This is a genomic window from Stenotrophomonas nematodicola, from assembly GCF_009467805.1.
Classification (GTDB): Bacteria; Pseudomonadota; Gammaproteobacteria; order Xanthomonadales; family Xanthomonadaceae; genus Stenotrophomonas; species Stenotrophomonas nematodicola.
Genome location: NZ_WIAY01000002.1, coordinates 41,159 through 68,101, shown reverse-complemented (window position 1 = coordinate 68,101; position 26,943 = coordinate 41,159). Strand labels below are relative to the sequence as shown.

The 26,943-nt window shown below is 69.9% G+C and carries 18 protein-coding genes; 11 read left to right on the top strand and 7 right to left on the bottom strand.

Annotated elements, in window-relative coordinates:
• The first annotated feature begins 228 nt into the window (after positions 1–228).
• The 3 genes from GDJ08_RS07875 (at position 229) to GDJ08_RS07865 (ending at position 10,657) form a co-directional block, all read left to right on the top strand.
• Entirely contained in the window at positions 229–3,594 is a 3,366-nt protein-coding gene (locus GDJ08_RS07875; protein WP_165699777.1) for a hybrid sensor histidine kinase/response regulator, read from the top strand.
• Positions 3,594–7,016: a two-component regulator propeller domain-containing protein gene (locus GDJ08_RS07870; protein ID WP_165699776.1), complete on the top strand. Its 3,423-nt coding sequence runs from the start codon at positions 3,594–3,596 to the stop codon at positions 7,014–7,016. The genes GDJ08_RS07875 and GDJ08_RS07870 overlap by 1 nt, the downstream gene beginning before the upstream one ends.
• Positions 7,017–7,117: 101 nt before the next feature.
• Positions 7,118–10,657: a hybrid sensor histidine kinase/response regulator gene (locus GDJ08_RS07865; protein ID WP_017357381.1), complete on the top strand. Its 3,540-nt coding sequence runs from the start codon at positions 7,118–7,120 to the stop codon at positions 10,655–10,657.
• A 6-nt stretch (positions 10,658–10,663) separates the two neighbouring features.
• Here GDJ08_RS07865 and mdtD read toward each other — a convergent pair whose 3' ends face one another.
• The 5 genes from mdtD to GDJ08_RS07840 form a co-directional block, all read right to left on the bottom strand.
• A complete protein-coding gene (mdtD, locus tag GDJ08_RS07860) occupies positions 10,664–12,067 on the bottom strand; it encodes a multidrug transporter subunit MdtD (RefSeq protein WP_017357382.1) in 1,404 nt (467 codons plus the stop codon).
• Between the two features lie 150 nt (positions 12,068–12,217).
• Entirely contained in the window at positions 12,218–13,291 is a 1,074-nt protein-coding gene (gene hemE / locus GDJ08_RS07855; RefSeq protein ID WP_136003084.1) for a uroporphyrinogen decarboxylase, read from the bottom strand.
• Positions 13,292–13,357: 66 nt separating this feature from the next.
• Positions 13,358–13,609: a WGR domain-containing protein gene (locus tag GDJ08_RS07850; protein ID WP_136003085.1), complete on the bottom strand. Its 252-nt coding sequence runs from the start codon at positions 13,607–13,609 to the stop codon at positions 13,358–13,360.
• 71 nt (positions 13,610–13,680) lie between these two features.
• Complete coding sequence (aroB, locus tag GDJ08_RS07845) at positions 13,681–14,790, bottom strand: 3-dehydroquinate synthase (RefSeq protein ID WP_153164646.1); 1,110 nt, start codon at positions 14,788–14,790, stop codon at positions 13,681–13,683.
• The gene (locus tag GDJ08_RS07840; RefSeq protein ID WP_136003087.1) at positions 14,787–15,329 is read right to left on the bottom strand and encodes a shikimate kinase; all 543 of its coding nucleotides are present in this window, start codon (positions 15,327–15,329) and stop codon (positions 14,787–14,789) included. The genes aroB and GDJ08_RS07840 overlap by 4 nt, the downstream gene beginning before the upstream one ends.
• 95 nt (positions 15,330–15,424) lie before the next feature.
• Here GDJ08_RS07840 and GDJ08_RS07835 point away from each other — a divergent pair, with 95 nt between their 5' ends.
• The gene (locus tag GDJ08_RS07835; RefSeq protein ID WP_136003088.1) at positions 15,425–15,628 is read left to right on the top strand and encodes a dodecin family protein; all 204 of its coding nucleotides are present in this window, start codon (positions 15,425–15,427) and stop codon (positions 15,626–15,628) included.
• Here GDJ08_RS07835 and GDJ08_RS07830 read toward each other — a convergent pair.
• On the bottom strand, positions 15,597–16,457 hold the full coding sequence (locus GDJ08_RS07830; protein WP_153164645.1) for a kinase: 861 nt from the start codon (positions 16,455–16,457) through the stop codon (positions 15,597–15,599). The two genes, GDJ08_RS07835 and GDJ08_RS07830, sit on opposite strands and share 32 nt — an antisense overlap.
• 41 nt (positions 16,458–16,498) lie before the next feature.
• On the opposite strand from GDJ08_RS07830, the gene pdxH reads away from it, so the two are divergent.
• Both pdxH and aac(6') read left to right on the top strand, forming a co-directional pair.
• Positions 16,499–17,098 carry a pyridoxamine 5'-phosphate oxidase gene (pdxH, locus tag GDJ08_RS07825; protein ID WP_136003090.1) on the top strand — a complete coding sequence of 200 codons (600 nt, stop codon included), beginning with the start codon at positions 16,499–16,501 and terminating at the stop codon, positions 17,096–17,098.
• Complete coding sequence (gene aac(6'), locus GDJ08_RS07820) at positions 17,095–17,556, top strand: aminoglycoside 6'-N-acetyltransferase (protein WP_153164644.1); 462 nt, start codon at positions 17,095–17,097, stop codon at positions 17,554–17,556. The genes pdxH and aac(6') overlap by 4 nt, the downstream gene beginning before the upstream one ends.
• A gap of 19 nt (positions 17,557–17,575) precedes the next feature.
• On the opposite strand, the gene prpR is transcribed toward aac(6'), so the two are convergent.
• Positions 17,576–19,195: a propionate catabolism operon regulatory protein PrpR gene (gene prpR, locus GDJ08_RS07815; protein WP_136003092.1), complete on the bottom strand. Its 1,620-nt coding sequence runs from the start codon at positions 19,193–19,195 to the stop codon at positions 17,576–17,578.
• A 157-nt stretch (positions 19,196–19,352) separates the two neighbouring features.
• On the opposite strand from prpR, the gene prpB reads away from it, so the two are divergent.
• The 5 genes from prpB to GDJ08_RS07790 all read left to right on the top strand — a co-directional run bounded on the left by prpB (position 19,353) and on the right by GDJ08_RS07790 (position 26,937).
• Complete coding sequence (prpB, locus tag GDJ08_RS07810; protein WP_051008596.1) at positions 19,353–20,243, top strand: methylisocitrate lyase; 891 nt, start codon at positions 19,353–19,355, stop codon at positions 20,241–20,243.
• Between the two features lie 29 nt (positions 20,244–20,272).
• Complete coding sequence (gene prpC, locus GDJ08_RS07805; protein ID WP_017355921.1) at positions 20,273–21,430, top strand: bifunctional 2-methylcitrate synthase/citrate synthase; 1,158 nt, start codon at positions 20,273–20,275, stop codon at positions 21,428–21,430.
• Between the two features lie 139 nt (positions 21,431–21,569).
• The gene (acnD, locus tag GDJ08_RS07800) at positions 21,570–24,185 is read left to right on the top strand and encodes a Fe/S-dependent 2-methylisocitrate dehydratase AcnD (RefSeq protein WP_017355920.1); all 2,616 of its coding nucleotides are present in this window, start codon (positions 21,570–21,572) and stop codon (positions 24,183–24,185) included.
• A gap of 54 nt (positions 24,186–24,239) precedes the next feature.
• Positions 24,240–25,421, top strand: a complete 1,182-nt coding sequence (gene prpF / locus GDJ08_RS07795) for a 2-methylaconitate cis-trans isomerase PrpF (RefSeq protein WP_153164643.1) — start codon at positions 24,240–24,242, stop codon at positions 25,419–25,421.
• Between the two features lie 61 nt (positions 25,422–25,482).
• The gene (locus tag GDJ08_RS07790) at positions 25,483–26,937 is read left to right on the top strand and encodes a bifunctional 2-methylcitrate dehydratase/aconitate hydratase (protein WP_017355918.1); all 1,455 of its coding nucleotides are present in this window, start codon (positions 25,483–25,485) and stop codon (positions 26,935–26,937) included.
• Positions 26,938–26,943 lie beyond the last annotated feature (6 nt).

Genomic DNA, 26,943 nt, shown 5'->3' with positions numbered 1-26,943 from the left:
AGTGATCTGAACCTTGATTGCTCGGAACGTGAACTGACGTCGGCTGCAGGCGCGTAGCGATGCTCCCGGTCCCGTAGCGTGCACGCGATGACACTCCTTCTTCCCCGTTAGGCCGTGGCGGCCCGCGCTGCGGAGGCCACCGCGTTCCTCCACGGATGTCGCCTGCTGCTGATGCTGGCCTGGCTGGCCTGGCCCCTGCGGGGAGATGCACAAGGGGGGATGCGCCCGGTGCCGCAACTGCAGGATGCGACCACCGGCTTGCCTGCCCGCGAGGTGCGCGACGTGGTGGAGGACGCGCTCGGCGACGTGTGGCTGGCCACCGAGCTGGGAGTACTGCGCTTCGACGGGCGCCGCTATCGGCTGCAGCCGACAGCGCGCGGGATGTCGGAGACGGCGTGGGTACGGTTGCATGTCGATCCGCGCGGCCGACTGTGGGGCCTGACCGCTTCGCGACAGCTGATGGCCTGGTCGGACGACCGTGAACGGGTTGACCGCCATCCCGCGCCGCGCGCGCCGGGCGCCGCGCGCCCGCTGCGGATCGATCATCTGTCCAGTGACGTACTCGGCCTGTGGGTGGGCAGTGCCTCCGACGGGGCCTACGTGTGGCGCGATGCCGCCGGCTGGGTACGCGCGCGCGGCCTGCCGTCGCCGCAGATCACCGCACTGGCGCGTGATCGGGATGGGGGCATGTGGGTCGGGACCGCGAAGGGGTTGGCCTATGGTCGTTCGGCGCAGCTGACACCGGTCGCGGCATGGCCGTCCACACCGGTGGTGGGTCTGACCGCCGATCCGCGCGGCGGAGTCTGGGTGACCACCGCACGGGCCGCCTTCCATCTTGCCCATCCCGATGCCGTGCCCACGCGCACCCACGCGACCGCCGCCCGCGCGCTGCTGCGGGGGGACGCCGGCGAGACCTGGTGGCAGCAGGCTGATGGGCTGGTGCTGACGCAGGCCGCCGAGGTGCGACAGGTTGCATTGCCATCCCCTCCAGGGCTGCCTGCGCCAGTGATTCGGCAGATGCAGGAAGACCGCAACGGCGGCGTGTGGCTGCGCAGCGACGACCATCGGCTGTGGCGCCTGCCGCCGCGCTGGCAGCAGTTCACCGCGCTGGCGTCGGGCGCGGGCCTGCGCGACCCGTACGCGGGCGCGCTGGCGGCGTCGAAGGATGGCCGGATCTGGGTGGCCGGCAGCCACGGCAACCTGCAGCTCCTCGACCCGCGTACCGGTATGGCGGGGCGCCCGGTGCCGTTCACCGGTGAGCTGGACGAGGCACGCACGCTGGGCATGGCCGAGGATGCGCAGGGCAGGGTCTGGATCGCGACAGGCTCGCGGCTGTTGCGCTACTCCCCTTCACACCGGCACTGGCGGCGCTGGTCATTGCCGGTCGACGCCGGGACGGGGCCGCTGGCGGTAACGGTGTGCCGCGATGGCGCGGTGTGGATCGTCGCCAACGACCACGTGCAGCGCCGCGATGCGGACGGTGTGGTGCGGCTGCGAGGCACGCCGGCGGCGCTGGGTTGGATGCCGCCGGCGTCGGCGGTCCCGCTGCTGTGCGCGCGCGATGGCACCCTGTGGGCGGGCGACCGCGGCGGGCTGCGTCGCTGGCTGCCGGCGCAGGAGCGCTTCACACGTGTGTCCGGCGGTCTATCAGGCCGTGTCTCGGCGTTGGCCGAGGATGCGCACGGGCATCTGTGGACCAGCGGTCCCGGCGCGTTGCAGCGCTACCGCTGGGATGGCCAGCGGCTGCACCCGACGCAGCGCTTCGATGCGGCTCAGGGGTATCCGCAGCTGGACGCGCAGGCGCTGGCCGTGGACGGGGCAGGAAGGGCGTGGAGCGGCAGCGCGCGGGGCTTGGTGCGTGCCGATCCGGATACCGGGCGGATCCGCCTGTTCGACACGGGCGACGGCGTGCCGGTGCAGCAGGTCATGCCCCAGCGCCTGCGCACGCTGTCCGATGGCACGCTGGTGGCGGCCGTGCGCGAAGGCGGCGTGCTGCTGTTCGATCCGGCCCGTCTGCGCGATCCGTCACGACGGCGCGGGCTGCACATCGACGCGGTCAGCGTGCACCGGGGGCACGCAATGGTCCCGTTGCCGGTGGCCGGCACCGTGCGGTTGCGCGCAAGTGACCGCAACGTACGGGTTGCCGTGCGCCTGGCCGGCAATGCCGATCCCATGCGCGTGCGCTACCGTTTCGCACTGCGTGGCGCGGGCAACGACAGCGTGGATACCGGTCACCTCGGCCAGCGCATGTTCGCGCGGCTTCCGCCGGGCCGGCATGTCCTCGACGTGCAGGCGCTGCCAGATGACGGGCGTGCCGCGTCGCACACCTCCCTTGTGCTGGACGTCGCCCCCGGCGCCGGGCAGGCAATGCGCGGGCGGCTGGCCATCGCCGCGGTGCTTGGCGCGGCCACCGTGCTCGGCATACGTGCGTACCGCCGCCATGCTCGGCGGCGGCTGCGCGCGCGGCATGGCGAGGAACAGCGGCAACGGGCGGCGCAGGCATCGCGGGCGCGCACCGACATGCTGCTGCGGTTGGGCCGGGATGTGCGGGTGCCGATGAGTGCGGTGCTCGGCTGGAGCGACGCGCTGCAGCACGCGCCGCTGACCGATGCGCAGCGCGACCAGGTGCGCAGCCTGCATCGCGCCGGTGAACACCTGATGCAGCTGATGGACGACGCGCTGGATGTCGCGCAGGTGGAGGCCGGAACCCCGCACCTGCAGTGCGTGGCGTTCGATCTGCCCGCGCTGCTGGACGATCTGCAGGCCCTGCTGCAACCGGTGGCGCAGGCGCGCGGCGTGTCGCTGCGCTGGCAGGTGGACCCGGCAGCCCGCCGCGCTTTCCTCGGCGATCCCGCACGCCTGCGTCAGATCCTGCTCAATCTGCTTGGCAACGCGTTGAAGTTCACGGCGCGTGGGCAGGTGGTGCTGGAGGCGGCGTACACCGGCACTGCGGACGGTGTGTGCCTGCGCGTGATCGATACGGGTCCGGGTCTGGACCCGGTGCAGCAGCGACGCATCTTCCAGCGCTTCGAGCAGGCCGACGGGGAGCGCACGGCGGCGCGCCACGGGGGGACCGGCCTGGGTCTGGCGATCTCGCGGCAGCTGGCCCAGGCGATGGGGGGCGACATCACGCTGGCGAGCGTGGTCGGGGAGGGGAGCTGCTTCACCCTGCAACTGCCCATGCCGCCGGTCCGCATGCCTGCCGACGCCGGCGATGTCGGGCAGCCCGCGCAGCGGCACGCACGCGCGCTGCGGCTGCTGGTGGTGGCGCCAGCCGTCGCCGACGTGATTGCCGCCTTGCTGCGGCACCTTGGCCATCACGTGCAGGTCGTCGACGGCCGGGCGCCGGAGCGGCCGAGGGCCGCGCCGGCATGGGACGTCATCGTGGTCGACCCGGCGCTCGGCGACGCCGCCGGCAGCGTCGGCCTGCGGCTGGCCACGCAATGGCCCGGCGTCCCCCGCCTGGCATTGAGCGCCTGCAGCGCCCCGCAGGCGGCGCGCCTGGCGGAGGCGGGTGGCTACGCCGCCTTCCTGCGGCTGCCTGTGACCGCAAGGCATCTGGCCAAGGCGTTGCAGCAGTGCGTGGACCGGTGATGAAGGGCCTGGTGCGGCTGTGCCTTGTCCTGCTCTGGGGGCACCTGGTCGTGCCGGGCGCGTGGGCTCACACGCCCGATGCGGTACAGGTTTCCATGCGTCAGGGACTGCCATCGGACCGTGTCTACCAGATCGTGGAGGATCGGCAGGGCTACCGCTGGTTTGCAACCTCCGATGGACTGGCGCGCCACGATGGACGGCGCTTCCGGCTGTGGCGCATTGAACAGGGGCTGCCCGACAACGACATCACCAGCGTGGCGCTGGATGCGCAGGACCAGCTGTGGGCCGGCACGGCCAGCGGCCATCTGCTGCATCTTTCCGCAGACGGCCGCCACCTGCGTCGCGTGGAGGGCGCGCGCGCGCTGGCCGCCAGTGCGATCACCACGCTGCTGCCCCTGCCAGACGGTTCGCTCTGGTTCGGCACGCGCGATGCCGGTCTGTATCGACGCACTGCCGACGGGCGGCTGCAGCGCTTCCTGCCGGGTCCGGCAGGGGCAGGATTGCCGTCTCCCCGCGTGCGTGCCCTTGCGCGCGGTGCGGATGGCACCGTGTGGATCGGCACTGCAGGGGGCCTGGCACGCTGGCGCGGGGAGGCCTTTCTGCCCACCCGCGCAGCGGACCGGGCAGTCCATGCGTTGGCCCCGGCGGGTGCGCACATGTGGGTCGGCGACGCCGGCGGTGTGCAGCGACGCACCGCGACGGAGGCAGTCGCCGCGTCTGCGTCCGTGCCGGGCCTGCGCCTGCTCGGTGTCACGCGCGATGGCGCGCGCTGGCTTGCGCAGGGCCCGCACGTGTGGCGCGAAGATCCGCAGACCGGCGTGCGGCGCGAGGTGGCGCTGACGGCGTCGGACGGACGGACACGCCCCCGTATCGTGGGCATGCACGAGGATCGCGATGGCGGCGTGTGGCTGCTTGCCGCCCAGTTGGGGGTCTGGCGGCTGCGGCCGGACTGGCGTGCGTTCCGCACCATCGCGGGTGCGCCGGGCCAGGACGCGGCACTGCCGGCGGCATGGACCAGTGGACGGGACGGCGGCGCATGGTGGGCAGGCACCGACGGTGGGCTGCACTGGATCGACGCGACGGCCGCGCCGCGCTCCCGCCGGGTGGTGCGTGATGCGACTCCACGCGGGGCAGGCCGGCGTGCCGTTGTTGAAGACAGCCACGGCCAGGTGTGGATGGCGGGGCCGGGCCGGTTGACCCGCTGGGACCCGCGCAGCCGCGCAGTGCGTCGCTGGACGGTGCCGGTCCAGCCGCAGGGCGCCGAGCGGGTGCTTCGCAGTTGCGGAACCGGGGAGCTCTGGCACCTGGACGGCGATTGGCTGCAGCAGCGCGATCGACGGGGACGCCTGCGCGGTCGCTGGTCGCGCAGCGCGGCAGGCTTGCCGGCAGCAGTGGATGCGGCAGCGATGCAATGCGGGGCCGACGGCGCACTCTGGGTGGCGTCGGCGACGCGGGTGTACCGCTGGGCGGCGGAACGCCAGCGGTTGGAGCCGGTGCCGGGCGTGGGCGGAGAGGCGGTGACGGCCTTGCATGTGGATGCGCAGGGCCGGGTGTGGGTGGCCGGGCGCTCGGCCGTGACCGGCTACCGCTGGCAGGGCGGCCGTCTCATCGCCGAGACACGACGGCCGCTCGACCCCGATGCAGGTCCCGTGCGTGGATTGGCCCGTGATGCCGGTGGCGGACTGTGGGCAACCACGGCACGCGGACTGCTGCGGCTGGGCCACGACGGGGCGGCGCCGCGCGTGCTCACGCCGGCCGATGGCCTGCCAGCTGCGGCAATGCGCAGCGGCCGGATACTGCGCGCCGGCCACCATCTGCTGCTGCCACTGGACACGGCCGGCGGGGCAGTGCTGGTGGAGGTGGCGGCGCTGCAGGCACCCCGCGCCGATCCGATACCGGTGCTGGATCGCGTACAGGTGCGTCGCCACGGCGTGCTGGCAGAGCTGCCGGCGGTCTCGCCCGTGCGGCTGCAGCCGGGCGACCGCGATCTGCGGGTGCAGGTGCGCGTGCTGGCCAGCGACGGGCGCCGCCGCGAGTACCGCATCCGCATGGCAGGGCAGCGCGCCGGGTGGATCAGCGTCGGACGGCCCGGCATCCGCGAGTTTCCGACGTTGGCATCGGGACGTCATCGTGTGCTCTACCAGGCGCGCAGCGACGGCGGGCCGTGGTCGGCCGTGCAGGTACTGGAGGTGGACATGGCTCCCTCCACGCTGGAACGCACCGACGTCCGCGCCGGCCTGGCTGCCGGCGGCACCGTGCTGGTTGTGGCACTGGCCGGCGGCGGCGTGCGCCGGTGTCGGCAGCGGCGCCGCGAGGCGGCTGCGACGCGTCGCCAGGCGGCCGACGAACGGGCGGGGCGGGCCAAGGCAGACTATCTGGCAACGCTGGGCCACGAACTGCGGACCCCGTTGACCGGCGTGCTGGGCATGAGCGAGCTGCTGCTCGATGGCCGGCTTGGCCCTGCCGAGCAGGACCGGGTGCGGCGTATCCACCGGGCAGGACGGCAACTGCTGGAAATCGTGAACCGCACACTGGATACCGCCCGGCTGGAGGCGGGAAGGCCGAACCTGCATCCCCGCGTGTTTGCGCCACTGGCGGTGTTGCAGCGGGTGGTCACTACCCAGGTGCTCCCGCTGTGCCAGCGTGGGCAGGCATTGGCGGCATGCCTGCGGGTGGGCCCCACCCAGGTCGGGTGTGGTGATCCGGAGCGCATGGCCGAGGCCGTCGTGCTGGCCCTGCAGGCCTTGTCCAGCGGTACCGATGCGCGGCAACTGCTGCTGCACGCCGACCCGTTGCCCGGGCACGCCGGCGTCCGCGTGGAACTGGCCGCGCATCTGCGCGGTGGGCGCAGGACGACAACGGCGACGTTGCCCCTGCCGTCGCCCACGTGCGGGGCGCTGCAGACCGCCCTGTCGCCGGCACGCCTGCGGGTGGAGGCGATGGGCGGGCATATCACCGTGGCCCCTGCCGTCGATGGTTGGCGGGTGCTGGTGCATCTGCCGATGGCCGGTGGCCTGCGGCACCGGAACCTGGACCTCGCCGATGATGGTGGTGGGCGGTCGCCGGTGCTGCTGGTGATGCAGGACACCGCCGCTGCCCGCAGGTTGATGGCCGGTCTGCGCGCGCACGGCCGGCACGTGCTGCATGCGGCGCACGCGCTGGCCGCCCTGCCGGTACTGTCGCGGGGGCCGGTGGAGGCACTGCTGGTGGAGCGCACACTGCCGGGGGTCGACGGCCTGGCGCTGCTCGGTCTGGTGCGCGATCGACCCGGCGACGGGCCGGCCTGGCTGCTGGACCCGGCGCCGACTGCGGCGCTGTCGTGGCAGGCGCGGCAGGCCGGTGCCGCCGGCGTGGTACCGCTGCCACTCGGCGCTGCGGCGATCGAGACGGTGCTGCAGGCCGGGCCGGAGGCGACGCCATGAGCCGGGCGGTTTAGTATGTGGGCCGCTGCCCGGGGACCGGGACGGATGCATGCCCACCCGTGGCGGGCGCTGCGAATCGACGGACAGACTCGGGAGATCCATTGGTGTTGCGTCTGTTGTGGTTGCTCCTCATCACCGTGGGCCTGGGCTGCGCCGGCGTGGCCGCCGCGCAACCGGTACCGCCGACGCCCCGCCAGGTGACGGTGTTCGACGGCCTGCCGTCGAACACCGTCAACCGCATGGCCGAGGATCGCTACGGCTACCTGTGGATCGCCACCAACGACGGCCTGGCCCGCTTCGACGGGCGCAACTACCGCATCTGGCGTGCCGAGGATGGGCTGCGCGACAACCATATCTGGACGGTGCATGTGGATCCGCGCAACCGGCTCTGGATCGGTACCGAGCACGCCGGCCTGGTGATGATGTCGGCCGATCGCCGCGAGCTGCGTTTCCACGACCGCCAGAACCATCCCGAGATCGGCAGCAACACGATCTGGAGCGTGGCGTCCACGCCGGATGGCGCGATCTGGTTCGGGACGTTCGAAGGCGGCCTGCATCGCATGGACCGCGATGGCACGATCACCCGCTACATGCCCGAGCGGCACAATCCGCGCAGCCTGCCCTCCGCGTCGGTGGGCAATCTGGCCACCACGCCGGACGGCACCCTGTGGGTCGGCACCAAGGCGGGGCTGGCGCGCTGGACCGGCCACGATTTCGAGCGCGTGCCCGACGCTCTGTTACCGCTGGCGATGATCAATGGGCTCACCCCCGAGTCCGACGGCAGCCTGTGGATCAATACCAACGCCGGGGTCGTGGTGCGACGTCCGGACGGCCGGTTCGAACCGGCGCCCTGGAAGGTCTCCGCGGGTGACCAGATCCTGGGCATGATGCTGCGCGACGAACAGGGCGGGTATTGGCTGGACACCCGCTCGGGCCTTGGTCGCGCCTTTGACAATCAGTTCCAGCAGGTGCCGCTGTACAGCGCGGTGGCGCGCGGGCAGGTGCGGCCGAACTGGACGGGCGCCTATGAAGACCGCGAAGGCGGCATCTGGATGGCCAGCACCAATGGCGGCCTGTGGCATCTGTTGCCGCGCTGGTGGCAGTTCTCGGTGTTGTCGCGCCTGGAGGATGATCCGGCATCGTTGCGCAATGCCTATGCTCTTGGCATGGCCGCTGCCGCCGATGGCGGGGTGTGGACGGTGGGCACGCACGGGGCGCTGGATAAATTCGATCCGGTGAGCGGTCAGATCGAACAGCACAAAACCTGGGTGGATGGGACCCAGTGGCTGCAGTCGGTGGTCGAGGACCCGCGCGGGCAGGTCTGGATCGGTTCGTGGGATGCGTTGACGCGCTACGACCCCAAGGACGGACGCATGCGCCGCTGGGGGCGCGATGCCGCCGTTGACGCCTCGATGGAGGGCGCGATCGAAGCGCTGATCCTGTGCGATGGCAACCGGCTCTGGGTCATGGCCTCCAACGGCCTGCAGCAGCGTGATCTGGATGGCCACGTGCTCAACCAGATCCCGCTGGGCCATGCGGGCATGGCGCCCGGGCAGATGACCCAGGATATCCGCTGCGGCCCCGGCGATCACCTGTGGCAGGCCACCAACCAGGGGCTGATGCGGTGGGTCCCGATGCGCCGTCGTTTCGAACCGGTACCGGGCGGCCCCACCGGCGGTGTGTACGCGATGGCCTGGGCCGCCGATGGCTCGGTGTGGCTGTCCGAAGAGGGCCGCCTGAGCCAGTACCGCTGGCAGGACGAACGGCTGGTGCCCGTCGCGCAGATCGGCGCCGAGCGCGGCTATCCGGAAGTGTCCGCCTCGGGCCTGGTGGTCGATGCGCAGGGCGTGGTGTGGGCGGCCAGCGCGCGCGGCCTGGTGCGCGCCGATCCGCACAGCGAGAACGTGCGCCTGTATGGCGTGCATGACGGTCTGCCCAGCCAGGAATTCCGTCGCCGCACACTGACCATGACGGCCAGCGGCCGGATTGCCGGCGGCACCCCGGCCGGTGTGGTGGTGTTCGACCCGGCGCAGGTGAAGCCCTCCACCCGGCGCGCGCCGCTGGTGATCGAACGGGTGGAGGTACGCCGCGGCGAACGCGTGATCGACCTGACCCATCTGAACCCCCTGGAGATCGCCGATGGCGACCGTGACCTGCGCATCGTGGCGCGGCTGCTGTCCTTCGCCGATTCGTCCTCCAATACCTACCGTTACCGCCTGGCCGGCTACGACCCGGACTGGGTCGAAGTGGGGCCGGCCGGCGAGCGTCTGTTCTCGCGGCTGTCGCCGGGGCGTTACCGGCTGGAAGTGCAGGCCCGGTCGGCCGACCACATCTGGTCGCGGGTGCAGGTGCTCGAGTTCCGGGTGCTGCCACCGTGGTGGCGGAGCCTGTCAGGCCTGTTGCTGTTGACCTCGCTGGTGCTGCTGTCGTTGAGCCTGTTCGCCTGGTTGTACCGGCGGCGGCTGCAACGTCGGCATGCCTATCAGCTGGCGCTGCACAAGCAGGAACTGGCCGAACAGGCGTCGATGGCAAAGACCCGCTTCCTGGCCAACCTCGGGCACGAGGTGCGCACGCCGATGACCGGTGTGCTGGGCATGAGCGAGCTGCTGCTTGCCTCGCCGCTGGACCCGAAACAGCGCAGCTACACCGAATCGATCCGCCACGCCGGCGAGCACCTGCTGCACCTGGTCAACGACGCGCTGGATCTGGCGCGGATCGAGTCCGGCCGGCTGGAACTGCAGACGCAGCCGTTCCCGCTGGACCAGCTGGTGCACGACGTCTGCACGCTGATGAGCGCACTGGCCGAACAGAAGCAACTGCGTTTCATGGTGGACAATGCGTTGCCGCCGGGCACCTGGGCGGTGGGCGATGAAATGCGCGTGCGCCAGATCCTGCTCAACCTGCTCGGCAACGCGGTCAAGTTCACCAGCCACGGCCATGTCAGCCTGCATCTGCGCGCGATCGCGCCCGACCGCGGTGTGTACATCGAAGTGGCCGACACCGGGCCGGGCATCAGTGTCGAACAGCAGCAGCGTCTGTTCAAACGATTCGAGCAGGCCGATGGCGCGCGCACGGCCGCACAGTACGGCGGCAGCGGGTTGGGGCTGGCGATTTGCCGGGAACTCGCACTGGCCATGCAGGGCCAGGTGGACGTGGAGAGCCAGCTCGGCAGTGGTACCCGTTTCAGCGTGACCCTGCCGCTGCCGTTGCAGCACGGCGCCGCCGTCGATGCTTCACCGGGCGCGGCGGCGGTGGCCACGCTGCCGCCGTTGCGCATCCTGCTGGTGGAGGATGACACCACCGTGGCCGACGTGGTGACCGGCTTGCTCGGTGCGCGCGGCCACGAGGTGATCCATGCCGCGCACGCGCTGGCCGCCCTGCGCGAGGTGATGGATACCCCCTTCGACGTGGCGCTGCTGGATCTGGATCTGCCCGGGCTGAGCGGCATCGAACTGGCCGAGCAGTTCCGCAATCAGGGCTACGAGATGCCGATCATCGCGGTGACCGCGCGCACCGATCCGGCGATCGAGGCGCAGGTACGCCAGGCCGGGTTCAAGGACTTCCTGCGCAAGCCGGTGACCGGCGATCTGCTGGTCGCCGCAATCGCCCGCGCGCTGGGGCCCTGGCCGCCGCCCGTGTGAGGGGCGCTACTCGGCCACTTCTTCAACATCGCGCGGTGAAGGGCGCGTATCGGGAAGCTGCCAGAAGATCAGCGTGGAGGTCAGCGTGATCGCACCCACGCAGACGAAGGTGGCATGCAGCGCGGCGGTGGCGCCGTGGGCGACGTCGAGGTGGCCGAACGCGGCCAGCAGGCTGCCGGCCGCCGCAGCGCCGAAGCCGGTGGCGAGCATCATCACCATCGACAGCAGGCTGTTGCCGGGGCTGGCGAATTCGCGGTCGAGATCGCGCAGGGTCACGGTGTTCATGACGGTGAACTGCAGCGAGTTGACCGCGCCGAATACCGCCAGCTGCACCACGCGCAGCCACGTCGGCTGCCCGGGGGTCATGACAATGAAACTGGCCATTGCCAGGCCGACCAGCACAGTGTTGACCATCAGCACACGCCGGTAGCCGAACCGTTCGACCAGTTTGACGGCATAGCGCTTGGAGACCATGCCGGCGGCGGCCACCGGAATCATCAACAGGCCGGCATTCATCGGGCTCATGCCCATGCCGACCTGCAGGAGCAGGGGTATCAGCAGCGGCATGGCGCTGCTGCCGATGCGCGAGAACAGGTTGCCGAGGATGCCGATGCGATAGCTGGGCACATGGAACAGGGCCAGCGAGAACAGCGGCGCGGTGGAGTTGGCCGCGTGCAGCCAGTAACCGACCAGCGCGGCCAGGCCGGCCACCGTCATCAGCATGACCAGCGCGTGCGGCGTGCCCATGCCGGAGATGCCGTCCAGCGCGAGCGACAGCACCACCATGCCGAACGCAAGCATGAGGTAGCCGGGCAGGTCGAAGCGGGTGCGGTGCTCGGCGTAATGGTCGGGCATGATCTTCATGGCGGCGATGAAGCCGATCACGCCGATCGGCAGATTGATCAGGAACACCCAGTGCCAGGAGGCGACCTCGACCAGCCACCCGCCGAGGGTGGGCCCGATCAGCGGGCCGATCAGCGCGGGGATGGCGATGAAGCTCATGGCGCGCAGGAAGTCGTCGCGCGGAACCGAACGCATCACGGCAAGGCGGCCGACCGGCAGCAGCATCGCGCCACCAACGCCCTGCAGGACACGCGCGCCCACCAGTTGGTGCAGCGTCTGGGCGAGGGCGCAGGCCAGCGAGCCGAGGGTGAACAGGATGATGGCGACGAGGAACGTGCGGCGCGTGCCGAAGCGGTCGGCGATCCAGCCGGAGGCGGGAATGAAGGTGGCCACCGCCAGCGCGTAGCTGAACACCACCGACTGCATCTGCAGGGGGCTTTCGCCGAGGCTGCGCGCCATCGCCGGCAGGGCGGTATTGACGATGGTCGAATCCAGCATCTGCATGAAGATCGCCAGCGATACCAGCCACAACAGGGGCCGTATCGAAGCGTAGCTGCCGGTCGTCATCGTGCGTGCCTTCCTCAACGAGGCACACATAATCGCCGATGCTGGATCAAGAAACGGTGGAGCCGCGTCGTCGGACCGGGAGGCGCCGGTCTCCCGCCGCGGAGACCCAGCTGTGGCGCGCAGTGCCGGGTGCTGCCCGGCATCTGCCCCTCAGCGCCGGCTCAACCGATGCACCGCGTCCACCAGCACGCCGACATGGTCGGGGTTCATGTCCGGCGACATGCCATGCCCCAGGTTGAACACGTGGCCCTCGCGCGAGCCGCCGTTGCCCTCGGCATAGCTGTCGAGCACGCGGCCGGCGGCACGCTCGATGGCCGCCGGGTTGCCGTAAAGGGTGGCGGGGTCGAGATTGCCCTGCAGTGCGACGCGACCACCGGTGCGGGCCACGGCGTCGGACAGATCCAGGGTCCAGTCCACACCGAGTGCATCGGCGCCGGTGTCGGCCAGTGCGCCCAGGTGCAGGCCGGTGCCCTTGCCGAACAGGATCAACGGGGTGCGCTGGTCGCCCTGGCCGCGCTCGAGCGCCTGCGCGATGCGGGTCAGGTAGCGCAGCGAGAACTCGCGGTACATCGAGGGGCTGAGCACGCCGCCCCAGGTGTCGAAGACCTGCAGGACCTGGGCGCCGGCGGCGCGCTGGGCCGCCAGGTAGGCGATCACCGCATCGGTGACCACCGACAGCAACTGGTGCAGAGCGGCCGGCTCGTTCAACGCCATCGCCTTGATCCGGGCGAAGTCCTTGCTGCCACCGCCCTCGACCATGTAGCAGGCCAGCGTCCACGGGCTGCCGGAGAAACCGATCAGCGGGACCTTGCCATCGAGTTCGCGGCGGATCACGCGCACTGCGTCCATCACGTAGCGCAGTTCGGTCTCCATGTCCGGCACCGCCAGCCGGGCGATGGCGGCGGCATCGCGTACGGGGTGACGGAACCTGGGGCCTTCGCCATCGACGAAGTACAGCTCCAGGCCCATCGCATCGGGAATGGTGAGGATGTCCGAGAACAGGATCGCCGCGTCCAGATCGAAACGGCGCAGCGGCTGCAGGGTGACTTCGCAGGCGATGTCGGGCGTCTTGGCCATCGCCAGGAAGCTGCCGGCCTTGGCGCGGGTGGCGCGGTACTCCGGCAGGTAGCGGCCGGCCTGGCGCATCAACCAGATGGGGGTGCAGTCCACCGGTTCGCGGCGCAGGGCACGCAGCAGTCGGTCATGGCGGGAGGGGCTGGTCACGGAACGCTTCCTTGGAATCTGGTGGCGCAGGGCCGAACGAAAGGGGGCTGGCGGCGCGGTGGCCGCCTAGCGCGGCGGGTCGCCGGGGCCGCGGGTGAGGGTGTAGCCGCGGTGGAGGTGCGCATCGCGCGCTTTCTCGAAGGCGGCCTGCGCCAGGTCTTCCTGCAGGAACAGCTCGCGGCGCAGTTGCCCGCGCCCGCCGATGGAGCCGGACTCGTGCAGCAGCTCCCAGCCGCCGAACAGGTCCGGCTGCAGGGTGAGCTGTAGGTAGCGGGCCGGGTCGGCACCGCGGGCGAGTTGGTGCAGGAAAACGCGCATGTGCCGATTGTAGCCGCGAACGCCGGAGGCGGCCGTGGACGCCGCCCCGGGTGCGGCAGACGGTCGCAGCCTCAGCCGGCGGCAAGCACACGCAGCACGTCGGCTTCGTCGACGTCGGCCACGACCTCGGCGCGGCCGATGCCACGCCACAGCACCAGACGCAGGCGGCCGGCGATGTTCTTCTTGTCCAGCCGCATCCGCGCCAGCAGGGCCTCGGGCGCCAGTCCCGGCGGAATCGTCACCGGCAGTTCGTAGCGCGCCAGCAGATCGCGCAGCTGCACGGTGTCGGCCTCGGTACTCATGCCCAGCTGGGCCGACAGGCGTGCGGCCAGTACCATGCCCACCGCGACTGCTTCGCCGTGGTTGAGGTTGTCATTGCCCGGTGCGCCGTAGCCCTGTTCGGTTTCGATGGCGTGGCCGAAAGTGTGGCCGAGGTTGAGCAGCGCGCGCTCGCCTTTTTCCAGCGGATCGCGGGCGACGATCTCGGCCTTGTGCTCGCAGCTGCGTGCGATCGCCTGGGCCAGCGCGGTGTCATCACCGGCCAGCAGCGCGGCGTGCTCGGCCTGCAGCCACTGGAAGAACAGCGGGTCGCCGATCGCGCCGTACTTGATCACTTCGGCGAGGCCGGCACGCAGCTCGCGCGGGGGCAGCGTACGCAGGGCGGCGGTATCGGCGATCACCGCGCGCGGCGGGTGGAAGGCGCCCACCAGGTTCTTGCCTTCGGGAATGTCCACGGCGGTCTTGCCGCCGACCGAGGAATCGACCATCGCCAGCAGCGAGGTCGGCAACTGCACACAGTCCACGCCCCGCATCCAGCAGGCCGCCGCGAAGCCGGCGAGGTCGCCGGCGACGCCGCCGCCGAGCGCCATCACGCAGGCATCGCGGGTGGCGCCGAGCGCGGCGAGTGCGGTGAGCGCCGCGCCGAAATTGTCCAGGGTCTTGGAGGCTTCGCCGGCCGGCAGCACGAGCGTGCCGATCAGCAGGTCCGGGCGGGCGTCGAGCAGGGCGGTCTTTACCCCGTCAAGGTACAACGGCGCCACGGACGAATCGCTGAGCAGCAGCACATGGCGGCCACGGACGTGGCGGGCCAGCAGGGCACCCTGGCCGAGCAGGCCCGGGCCGATATGGATGGTGTAAGGCGAGTCGCCGCCGACGGCGACGGTGCGGGGAGCGGGGGTCATGCGGGGGTGTCCTGTCGCTGCCATTGCGCGGCCAGGCGCAGCACCAGCTGCGCGGTGGCCTCGGCGGGGGTGTAGAGATCGGTATCCAGGGTGAGGTCGGCCAGCCCGCGGTACAGCGGGTCGCGCAGGGCGGCCATCTCGTGCAGCACCTGTTCGCGGTCCGGGCGCTGCAGCAGCGGGCGGCCGCGGTCACGCGCCAAGCGTTCAAGCTGGGCCGGCACGCTGACCCGCAGGTACACCACAAAGCCGCGCCGGGCGATGGCCGCGCGGTTGTCCGGGTCCAGCACGGCGCCGCCGCCGGTGGACACCAGCTGGTTGCGGCCGGTCAGCAGTGCCTGCAGCACCTGGCGTTCGTGCTGGCGGAAGCCGGCTTCGCCGGCGTGCTCGAACAGGGCCGGAATGCTGGCGCCGGTGGCCTCGACAATGGCCTGGTCGGCGTCGACGAAGTCCAGCGTGAAGCGCTCCGCCAGGCGGCGCCCGATGCAGGTTTTGCCGGCACCCATCGGGCCGATCAGGATCAGGTTCGGAGCGGGATTCATTACCCGCGATCCTAACATCTCCGTGCCACGGCCTTTACGCGCCGGCCCGCATGGTGGGCTGCGCGGAATGTCCCGCGCGCAGCCGGAGCCTGTCCATGTCAGTGGCCAAAATCATCGAGATCAATGCCTCCTCCAAGACCAGCGTCGAGGACGCCGTCCGCAGCGGCCTGAAGAAGGTATCCGAGACGGTGAAGGGCATCCAGGGCGCCTGGATCAACGAGACCAAGGTGGTCACCGACGGCGACGGCAACATCACCGAATGGCGGGTCAACCTGCGGGTGACGTTCCTGGTGAGCTGAGAGGCGCTGCCGGCACGACGCGGCGCTGCTCGTCCAGCGTGATCACCCGGTCGGCCAGGGCCGGCAGCGTGCGCAGCGCCTGCCGGCTGACCCGTTCGTAGTACTGCACGAACCGCTCCAGCTGGGCGCGGCTCATGCTGCTGCGACCGGGCTGGGCGGCCTGCAGGTTCTGTTCCTGCTGCCAGCGCCAGCGCGGGACCACCGAGAAATCCGGCGGCTGCAGGAACCACAGCCGGTTGCAGCGCTGCCACAGGGCCGGATAGTCCCTGGCCAGCGCCTCGTTGCACCAGCGCCGCCAGCGCCCGTCCGGGTCGGCCTCGCGCTCGAGCGCGTTGAGCGGTGCCGCCAGTGCGGCCCCGGTCTCGGGTGGCGTGCCGAGAAACCAGCCTTCGAACACCAGCAGGTCCAGTGGGCCTGCCAGACGTGGCCATGCCGACGCCGGCTCGCGCTCGTCGGCCAGCTTGTCGAAGCGGGGCAGGGTGACCGGCCCGCCAGTGGCGACCGCATCGAGCGTGGCGTGGGCCAGAGGCAGATCGTGGGTGCCGGGCGGACCACGGGTCAGCAGCAGCGGGTGCACCTGCCGTGCCAGGCGCTGACGCTGCGCCCGGGTCAGGTAGACATCATCGATGGAGAGCATCGCCGCGCGCAGGCCACGCGCCTCCGCCAGGGCCACGACCTGGGCGGCCAGCGTCGATTTGCCGCTCCCCTGCAGCCCGCTGATCGCCAATACTGGACGGGCCGCACCACACCCCAGTGCATCGTCCAGCGCCTGCGCGACCAGCGTATCTGGAAATCCTTTTGTGGCGGGCATGTACGCAGGTGCGGGCATGCAGCGACAATAAACCCAAACCGCGCGACAAGAAAACCGCCATGACCGATCTGTATGCCGAAGCGTTGTCCACCTTTGCCGGGCTGTTCGAAGAAGCCAAGGCAAGCCGCGAAGTCGAACCCAATGCCATGACGGTGGCCACCGCCGGCGCCGGCGGGCGGCCATCGGCGCGTACCGTGCTGCTCAAGGCGTTCGATGCGCGTGGCTTCGTGTTCTACACCCACCTGGCCAGCCACAAGGGCCGGGAACTGCAGGAGAACCCGCATGCGGCCCTGCTGTTCCTGTGGCGCAGCCTGCGCGAGGCCGGCATCCAGGTGCGCATCGAAGGTGCGGTGGAGCAGGTGGCCGACGCGGAGGCCGATGCCTACTTCGCGTCGCGTCCGCGCATGAGCCAGATCGGTGCATGGGCCTCGCTGCAGTCGCAGACCCTGGCGTCGCGCGAGGCATTCGATGCGCGCGTGGCGGAGATCGAAGCGCGCTTCGACGGCCAGGACGTGCCGCGTCCGGCGGGTTGGAGCGGTCTGCGCGTAGTGCCGCAGCGCATCGAGTTCTGGTACGGCGCGCAGTTCCGCCTGCATGAGCGCTGGTGCTATGAGATCGACGCATCCGGCCAGTGGAGCAAGCGGCTGCTGTTCCCGTGAGTGCGCCTGCGCCCGTGATCCGGCAGGCGGTGCCCGCCGACGCGGCGGCATGGGCGCGGCTGAGGCTGGGGCTGTGGCCCGACGCCGACGACACGGTTGATGCGTTGGCGCTGTCGCTGGCCGACACCGACGGGGCGGTGCTGCTGGCGTGTACGGCCGACGGCGAGGCGATCGGTTTTGTCGAGGTGCGGCTGCGCCGCGACTACGTCAACGGCACCGACAGCTCGCCGGTTGGCTTTCTCGAAGGCTGGTACGTGCAGCCGGGCTGGCAGGGCCAGGGCACGGGACGCACGCTGCTCGATGCGGCGGCGGCCTGGACGCGCGCGGCCGGCTGCAGCGAACTGGCCTCGGACAGCGCGCTGGACGCGGTGGCCGCGCATGCGGCGCATCGTGCGTGCGGATTCGAGGAAACCGAGCGCGTGGTGTACTTCCGCATGGCGCTGCAGCCGCTGCCCTGACGCGCGTACCGCGTGGCCGCTAGACGATCGCGGCGGCGCGCAGCCATCGCCACAGCGTGGTGCGCGAAACGCCGAGCTGCGCGCACGCCTGCTCGCGGTTGCCCCCGCACGCGGCGAGGACCTGCTGCAGCGTGACGGCGTCCGGCCGGGCGGCGGCGGCCGCCCCCACGCCCGACGGCGGCGTATCGACCCGGGCAGGCGCGGGCGCGCGGGGCAATCCGTCCAGTTCCGGCACCCACTGCAGCATCTGCGCCAACGACAGGTCGCCTGGCCGGTGCTGCCAGTGGATGCGCAGCCGGTCGACCACGTTGCGCAGTTCCCGCACGTTGCCCGGCCACGGCGCCTCGCCCAGCCGCTGCAGCGCTGCCACAGAAAGGGGCGAGGCGGTCTGGCCGAGCTGCCGGAAGAAGTGGGCCACCAGCAGCGGAATGTCCTCGCTGCGTTCGCGCAGGGTGGGCAGGGCGATCCGCAGCGCCGCCAGCCGGAAGTACAGATCGCGGCGGAAGCGCTGCGCCTCCACCAGCGATTCCAGGCTTTGCAGCGTGGCGGCGACCACACGCACATCCACCGGCGTAGGTTCGGTCGCACCGACGCGCAGCACTTCGCGCTCTTCCAGCACCCGCAGCAGGCGGGTCTGCAGCGGCAGTGGCAGCTCGCCGATCTCGTCCAGGAACAGCGTGCCGCCCTCGGCCGCTTCGACCAGGCCCACGCGCCCACCCCGGCGCGCGCCGGTGAAGGCGCCTTCGGTATAGCCGAACAGCTCGGCCTCCAGCAGCGATTCACTGATCGCCCCGCAGTTGAGCGCCACGAAGCGGCCGCGCCGGCCACTGGCGGCGTGCAGCTGGCGCGCCACCAGTTCCTTGCCGGTGCCAGTGGCGCCAGTGACCAGCACGGTGCTGTCGTGCGGGGCGTACAGCGCGATGCGATCGCGTACCTGCTGCATCGGCGGACTGTCGCCGAGCAGGGCGTGGTCGGCATCGCGGTGCCGGGCCGGCGGCCGGCGCCGCGGCGACGGGGCACCGGACCGGGCCAGGGTCTGGGTCAGTTCCAGCGCATGCTCGAATGCCTGCCGCACCGAATCGGCCGAGTACAGCAGCACGCCCGGCAGGCCCACCTGCTCGGCATGATCGATGGCCATGCCGGTGCCGACGATCACCTCGATGCCGTTGGCACGCATGTCGGCGATGCAGTCGCGGGCGTCTTCACGGGTGACAAAGCGGCGGTGTTCGATGTCCAGCCCGAAGCTGTGCTGGAAGCTGCCGAAGGTGGGCACGTCGGTGGCATGGGTGACCAGGCCGATGCGCGGTGCGATGCGCCGCGCGCGCGCCAGCGCTTCCATCAGGTCGAAGCCGTTGGCCTGGATCGGCACCAGCGGCACCTCCAGCCGGCTGCGCAGGTAGGCCGCGTTGGAGCCGCCAGCGATCACCACATCGCAGTGCTCGCGACGCAGCCGCTGGCCGATCACGTCCACCGCTTCCTCGAAGCCGAGGTTGATCGGCACGATCCGTGCGCGGCGGTCGAATTCGGGAATCACATCGCCGAGCAGGCCGGTCAGGCGGGAGACGCTCACCGTCCAGATCACCGGCAGGTGGCCGGGGTCCGGGTCGGGCAGGCGAGGGCGCGGCAGGATGACGGACATGGCGTTGTTTCAATGTTTCGGTTCCATCCATGTTACATGTGTTTCATTGGACGGACATGAAACGTCGCTGCCGTGGTCCAGTCTCAATGAATTCATGGGGTTGCGACTTGGCACGGCCCTTGCGCCTGTCCTCCCGTCACTCACGATGGAATGCCACATGAGCTCCTCTGTTTCCTCCGCGGGCAGCCGCTTCCGCGCTGCGCTGGCCGCCGAATCGCCCCTGCAGGTGATCGGCGCGATCAACGCCAACCACGCCCTGCTGGCCCAGCGTGCCGGCTACCGGGCCATCTATCTGTCCGGCGGCGGCGTTGCCGCAGGCTCGCTGGGCCTGCCGGACCTGGGCATCAACACCCTGGAAGACGTGCTGATCGACGTGCGCCGCATCACCGACGTCTGCGACCTGCCGCTGATGGTGGACATCGACACCGGCTTCGGCCCCAGCGCGTTCAACATCGCGCGCACCGTAAAGTCGCTGATCAAGGCAGGTGCGGCCGCCTGCCATATTGAAGACCAGGTCGGCGCCAAGCGCTGTGGTCACCGTCCCGGCAAGGAAATCGTCACGCAGGGCGAGATGGTCGACCGCGTGAAGGCCGCCGCCGATGCCAAGACCGATCCGGATTTCTTCCTGATCGCGCGTACCGACGCCATCCAGGTGGACGGCGTGGACGCGGCGATCGAGCGCGCCATCGCCTGCGTGGAGGCCGGTGCCGATGGCATCTTCGCCGAGGCCGCCTATGACCTGGACACCTACCGCCGCTTCGTCGATGCGGTGAAGGTGCCGGTGCTGGCCAACATCACCGAGTTCGGCAAGACCCCGCTGTTCAGCCGCGATGAACTGGCCTCGGCCGGCGTGGCAATCCAGCTGTTCCCGCTGTCCGCGTTCCGCGCCGCCAACAAGGCCGCCGAGAACGTGTATGAGACCATCCGTCGGGAAGGCCACCAGCGCAACGTGGTCGACGCGATGCAGACGCGCGAGGAACTGTACGACCGTATCGGCTACCACGCCTTCGAGCAGCAGCTCGATGCGCTGTTCGCCGCCAAGAAGTAAGACCGAAGCACTGTTTTCCTGGAGGGATCATGAGCGAAGCAACCACCGCCCCCGGCTTCAAGCCGAAAAAGTCCGTCGCCCTGTCGGGCACCGCCGCCGGCAACACCGCACTGTGCACCGTTGGCCGCAGTGGCAATGACCTGCACTACCGCGGCTACGACATCCTGGACCTGGCCAACACCAGTGAGTTCGAGGAGATCGCCCACCTGCTGGTGCACGGCAAGCTGCCCACGCGCGCCGAACTGGTCGCCTACAAGGCCAAGCTGAAGTCGCTGCGCGGCATCCCGGCCGCGGTCAAGGCTGCGCTGGAAGAGCTGCCGCCGTCGGCGCACCCGATGGACGTGATGCGCACCGGCGTGTCGGTGCTCGGCTGCGTGTCGCCGGAGAAGGACGACCACAACCACCCGGGCGCGCGCGACATCGCCGACAAGCTGATGGCCTGCCTGGGCTCGATGCTGCTGTACTGGTACCACTGGAGCCACAACGGCCGCGCCATCGACGTGGAAACCGACGATGACTCCATCGGCGGCCACTTCCTGCACCTGCTGCACGGCGAGAAGCCGCAGGATTCGTGGGTCAAGGCGATGCACACCTCGCTGATCCTGTACGCGGAGCACGAGTTCAACGCGTCCACGTTCGCCTGCCGCGTCATCGCCGGCACCGGCAGCGACATGTACAGCTGCATCACCGGCGGCATCGGCGCGCTGCGCGGCCCCAAGCATGGCGGTGCCAACGAAGTCGCCTTCGAAGTGCAGAAGCGCTATGACTCGCCCGACGATGCAGAAGCCGACATCAAGGCGCGCGTCGAGCGCAAGGAAGTGGTCATCGGCTTCGGCCACCCGGTCTACACCGTCAGCGATCCGCGCAACAATGTGATCAAGGACGTGGCGCGTGAGCTGTCGACCGAGCAGCAGAACCTGAAGATGTTCGACATCGCCGAGCGGCTGGAAACGGTGATGTGGGACATCAAGAAGATGTTCCCGAATCTGGACTGGTTCAGCGCGGTGAGCTACCACATGATGGGCGTGCCGACGGCGATGTTCACCCCGCTGTTCGTCATCGCACGCACCTCCGGCTGGAGCGCGCACATCATCGAGCAGCGCGTCGACGGCAAGATCATCCGGCCGAGCGCCAACTACACCGGGCCGGAAGACCAGGCCTTCGTGCCGATCGACCAGCGCAGGTAAGACCGACGTACCGCACCCGTTCGCGGGTGCCTTGCGGAGCAGGCCGGCGCGATGCCGGTCTGCTCCGTTGCGGCGTCGCACCTCCTTTTTTGCCGGTGTCACGACGCCCCGGCCCGCCAACAAGCAGCTATCGCCAGCCATGAACAGCAACTACCGCAAGACCCTTCCCGGCACCTCGCTGGATTATTTCGATACCCGTGCCGCCATCGACGCGCTGCAGCCCGGCGCCTACGCCACGCTGCCGTACACCTCGCGCGTGCTGGCCGAGAACCTGGTGCGCCGCTGCGACCCGGCCACGCTGGACGCCTCGCTGCGCCAGCTGATCGAGCGCCGCCAGGACCTGGATTTCCCGTGGTATCCGGCGCGCGTGGTCTGCCATGACATTCTCGGCCAGACCGCGCTGGTCGATCTGGCCGGCCTGCGCGATGCCATCGCCGATGCCGGGGGTGACCCGGCCCAGATCAACCCGGTGGTACCGACCCAGCTGATCGTCGATCATTCGCTGGCGGTGGAGTACCCGGGCTTCGACAAGGCTGCCTTCGCAAAGAACCGCGCCGTCGAAGACCGTCGCAATGAGGACCGGTTCCACTTCATCAACTGGACCAAAAAGGCGTTCAAGAACGTCGACGTGATTCCGCCGGGCAACGGCATCATGCACCAGATCAATCTGGAGAAGATGTCGCCGGTGATCCAGGTGCGCGAGGGCGTGGCCTTCCCGGATACCTGCGTCGGCACCGACAGCCATACCCCGCATGTCGATGCGCTGGGCGTGATCGCGATCGGCGTGGGCGGCCTGGAAGCGGAGAACGTTATGCTTGGCCGCGCCTCGTGGATGCGCCTGCCCGACATCATCGGCGTGGAACTGACTGGCCGCCCGCAGCCCGGCATCACCTGCACCGACATCGTGCTGGCGTTGACCGAGTTCCTGCGCAGGGAGCGCGTGGTCGGCGCCTGGATCGAGTTCTACGGCGAGGGTGCAACGGCACTGACCATTGGCGACCGCGCCACCATCTCCAACATGACCCCGGAGTTCGGCGCCACCGCGGCGATGTTCTCCATCGACCAGCAGACCCTGGACTACCTGCGCCTGACCGGCCGCGAAGAAGCCCAGGTGCAGCTGGTGGAAACCTATGCCAAGGCCACCGGCCTGTGGTCGGACGATCTGGCCCAGGTCGAGTATCCGCGCGTGCTGCAGTTCGATCTGTCCAGCGTGGTTCGCAACATGGCGGGCCCGTCCAATCCGCACAAGCGCGTGGCGACCACCGATCTGGCCGCGCGCGGCATCGCCGATGAAGCCAAGCTGGCCTCGGGCAAGGTCGAGCAGGAACAGGGCCTGATGCCCGACGGCGCGGTGATCATCGCGGCCATCACCAGCTGCACCAACACCAGCAACCCGCGCAACGTGATTGCTGCTGCGCTGCTGGCGCGCAATGCAAACCGTGCCGGCCTGGCCCGCAAACCGTGGGTCAAGAGCTCGCTGGCGCCCGGTTCCAAAGCCGTGCAGCTGTACCTGGAGGAGGCCGGCCTGCTTGGCGACCTGGAGCAGATGGGCTTTGGAATCGTCGCCTTCGCCTGCACCACCTGCAACGGCATGAGCGGTGCGCTTGATCCGAAGATCCAGCAGGAAGTGATCGACCGCGACCTGTATGCCACGGCGGTGCTGTCGGGCAACCGCAACTTCGACGGCCGCATCCATCCGTACGCCAAGCAGGCGTTCCTGGCCTCGCCGCCGCTGGTGGTGGCCTACGCCATTGCCGGCACTGTGCGCTTCGACATTGAAAAGGATGCGCTCGGCCATGACGCCGATGGCAACCCGATCACGCTGAAGGACCTGTGGCCCAGCGATGCCGAGATCGACGCGGTGGTGGCCGCCAGCGTCAAGCCGGAACAGTTCCGCCAGGTCTACGACCCGATGTTCACCTTCAAGGTGGAGCACGGCGCGCCGATCAGCCCGCTGTATGACTGGCGTCCGCAGAGCACCTACATCCGCCGTCCGCCGTACTGGGAAGGCGCGCTGGCCGGCGAGCGTCCGCTGCGTGGCATGCGTCCGCTGGCGGTGCTGGGCGACAACATCACCACCGACCATCTGTCCCCGTCCAATGCGATCCTGGCCAGCAGTGCGGCCGGCGAGTACCTGGCGAAGATGGGCCTGCCGGAAGAGGACTTCAACTCCTACGCCACCCACCGTGGCGATCACCTCACCGCGCAGCGCGCCACCTTCGCCAACCCCAAGCTGATCAACGAGATGGTTGTGGTCGATGGGCAGGTGAAACAGGGCTCGCTGGCGCGCGTGGAGCCGGAGGGCGAGGTGACCCGCATGTGGGAAGCGATCGAAACCTACATGGCGCGCAAGCAGCCGCTGATCATCATCGCCGGTGCCGACTACGGCCAGGGCAGCTCGCGCGACTGGGCCGCCAAGGGCGTGCGCCTGGCCGGTGTGGAGGCCATCGTCGCCGAGGGTTTCGAGCGCATCCATCGCACCAACCTGATCGGGATGGGCGTGTTGCCGTTGGAGTTCAAGGAAGGCGTCAACCGCAGAACGCTGGGCATCGACGGCACTGAAACCTTCGATGTGATCGGCGAACGCGTGCCGCGTGCCGAGCTGACGCTTGTCATCCACCGCCGCAGCGGTGAGCAGCTCAATGTGCCGGTCACCTGCCGCCTGGACACGGCCGAGGAAGTGTCCATCTACGAAGCGGGCGGCGTGCTGCAGCGCTTCGCCCAGGACTTCCTGGAATCCTCGCAGGTCGCCTGATCCACCCGCCTCACGACGGCCCGGCGACGGGCCGTCTTCCTACCAGGACTTCTCATGGCGTTTCTTCCCCAGCTCCGTATTCCCGCCACCTACATGCGCGGTGGCACCAGCAAGGGCGTGTTCTTCCGCCTGCAGGATCTGCCCGTCGCCGCACAGACGCCGGGGGCGGACCGCGATGCGCTGCTGATGCGCGTGATCGGTTCGCCCGATCCCTATGGCAAGCACACCGACGGCATGGGCGGCGCCACCTCCAGCACCAGCAAGTGCGTGATCATTGCCGCGCCGTCGGTGCCTGACCACGACGTCGACTATCTGTATGGCCAGGTCTCGATCGATGCCGCGTTCGTTGACTGGAGCGGCAACTGCGGCAACCTCAGCACCGCGGTCGGCCCGTTTGCGATCAGCAACGGCTTCATCGATCCGGCGCGTGTGCCGCGCGACGGCATCTGCACGGTCCGCATCTGGCAGGCCAACATCGGCAAGACCATCCTGGCGCACGTACCGATGGCAGGGGGGGAAGTGCAGGAGACTGGCGATTTCGAGCTGGACGGGGTGACGTTCCCGGCGGCCGAGATCCAGCTCGAGTTTCTTGATCCGTCCGACGATGGCGAAGGCGATGGCGGATCGATGTTCCCGACCGGCAACCTGGTCGATACCCTCGATGTGCCCGGCGTGGGCCGCTTCGAGGTGACCATGATCACCGCCGGCATTCCCACCCTCTTCCTCAACGCGGCCGACCTGGGCTACACCGGCACCGAGCTGCAGCCGGCGATCAATGAGGACAAGGCCGCGCTGGCACGGTTCGAAGCGATCCGCGCGCACGGTGCGGTACGCATGGGCCTGATCGACAGCGTCGAGCAGGCGGCCACGCGCCAGCACACGCCCAAGGTCGCCTTCGTCGCACCCGCGCAGGACTACGTGTCCTCCAGCGGCAGGCGGATCGCGGCCGGCGACATCGATCTGCACGCGCGCGCGCTGTCGATGGGCAAGCTGCACCACGCGATGATGGGCACGGCCGCGGTCGCCATCGGCACTGCCGCGGCGATTCCCGGCACACTGGTCAACCGCGCCGCCGGCGGCGGCACGCGCGAGGCGGTCACCTTCGGCCATCCGTCCGGCACGCTGCGCGTGGGCGCCCAGGCGGCCTGCGTTGACGGCCAGTGGACAGTCACCAAGGCCATCATGAGCCGCAGTGCGCGCGTGCTGATGGAAGGTGCGGTGCGCGTCCCCGTGTAAATCGCATCGCCTACCCACGTCGAGCGGGGCTCCGCCCCGCTGCCACAGCAGGAGCGACACCATGTCCAGCGGCAGCCCCCCGTCCAACGAGCGCGTCGCCTGGGACGCGGTGATGACCGACATCGTCGACTACGTGCGCGAGTACCCGGTGGAATCGCCCCTTGCGTACACGACCGCGCGGCACTGCCTGATCGATACCCTGGGCTGCGGGCTGGCGGCGCTGTCGTTTCCGGCCTGCAGCAGACTGCTCGGGCCGCTGGCGCCGGGAACCCGGGTGGTCCACGGGGCCAGGGTGCCGGGTACCCGGTTCGAGCTGGACCCGGTGCAGGCCGCCTTCAACATCGGGGCGATGGTGCGCTGGCTGGATTTCAACGACACCTGGCTGGCCGCCGAGTGGGGCCATCCCTCGGACAATCTCGGCGGCATCCTGGCCACTGCCGACTGGCTCAGCCGCAATGCCGAGGCACTGCGTCGCCCCCCGTTGACCATGCGCGACGTGCTCGTGTCGATGATCAAGGCGCATGAAATCCAGGGCTGCCTCGCACTGGAAAATGCCTTCAACCGGGTCGGACTGGACCACGTGGTGCTGGTCAAGGTCGCCTCCACTGCCGTGGTCGCGCACCTGCTCGGGCTGGACCGCGAACGCATGCTCAACGCGGTGTCGCTGGCCTGGGTGGACGGACAGGCCCTGCGCACGTACCGGCATGCGCCGAACACCGGTTCACGCAAAAGCTGGGCGGCCGGCGACGCCACCAGCCGCGCGGTGCGCCTGGCGCTGATGGCGGCCACGGGCGAGATGGGCTATCCCAGTGCCCTGACCGCGCCGACGTGGGGGTTCTACGACGTGTCTTTCGGCGGGCAGCCGTTCCGCTTCCAGCGTCCCTACGGCAGCTATGTGATGGAGAACGTGCTGTTCAAAATCAGCTACCCGGCCGAGTTCCACGGCCAGACGGCGGTGGAAGCGGCCATGCAGGTGCACGCCCGGATGCGGGCGGCCGGCAGGCGCAGTGAGGACATTGAGCGGATCACCCTGCGCACCCAGCAGGCCTGCCTGCGGATCATCGACAAGCCCGGGCCGCTGCACAATCCGGCCGACCGCGACCACTGCGTGCAGTACATGGTCGCCATCGCGCTGATCTTCGGCCGGCTGGTTGCCGAGGACTACGAGGACGACGTCGCCGCCGATCCACGCATCGACCCGCTGCGCGCGCGCATCGCCTGCGTGGAGGAGCCGCGCTTCACCGCCGACTACCTGGACCCGGACAAGCGCAGTATCGCCAACGCGCTGCACGTGACCTTCAAGGACGGCACCACGCTGGAGGAGACGGTCGAGTATCCGCTTGGCCACGCCCGCCGCCGCGCCGAAGGCATTCCGCTGCTGGAGGACAAATTCCGCCGGCACCTGGCCGGCCTCTTCCCGACGGTGCAGCAGCGCCGCATCCTGGACGCCTCGCTCGACCCGGTGGTGCTGGAGGCGATGCCCGTCCACGAGTACGTGGACCTTTACGTGGCGTAGTGCCCG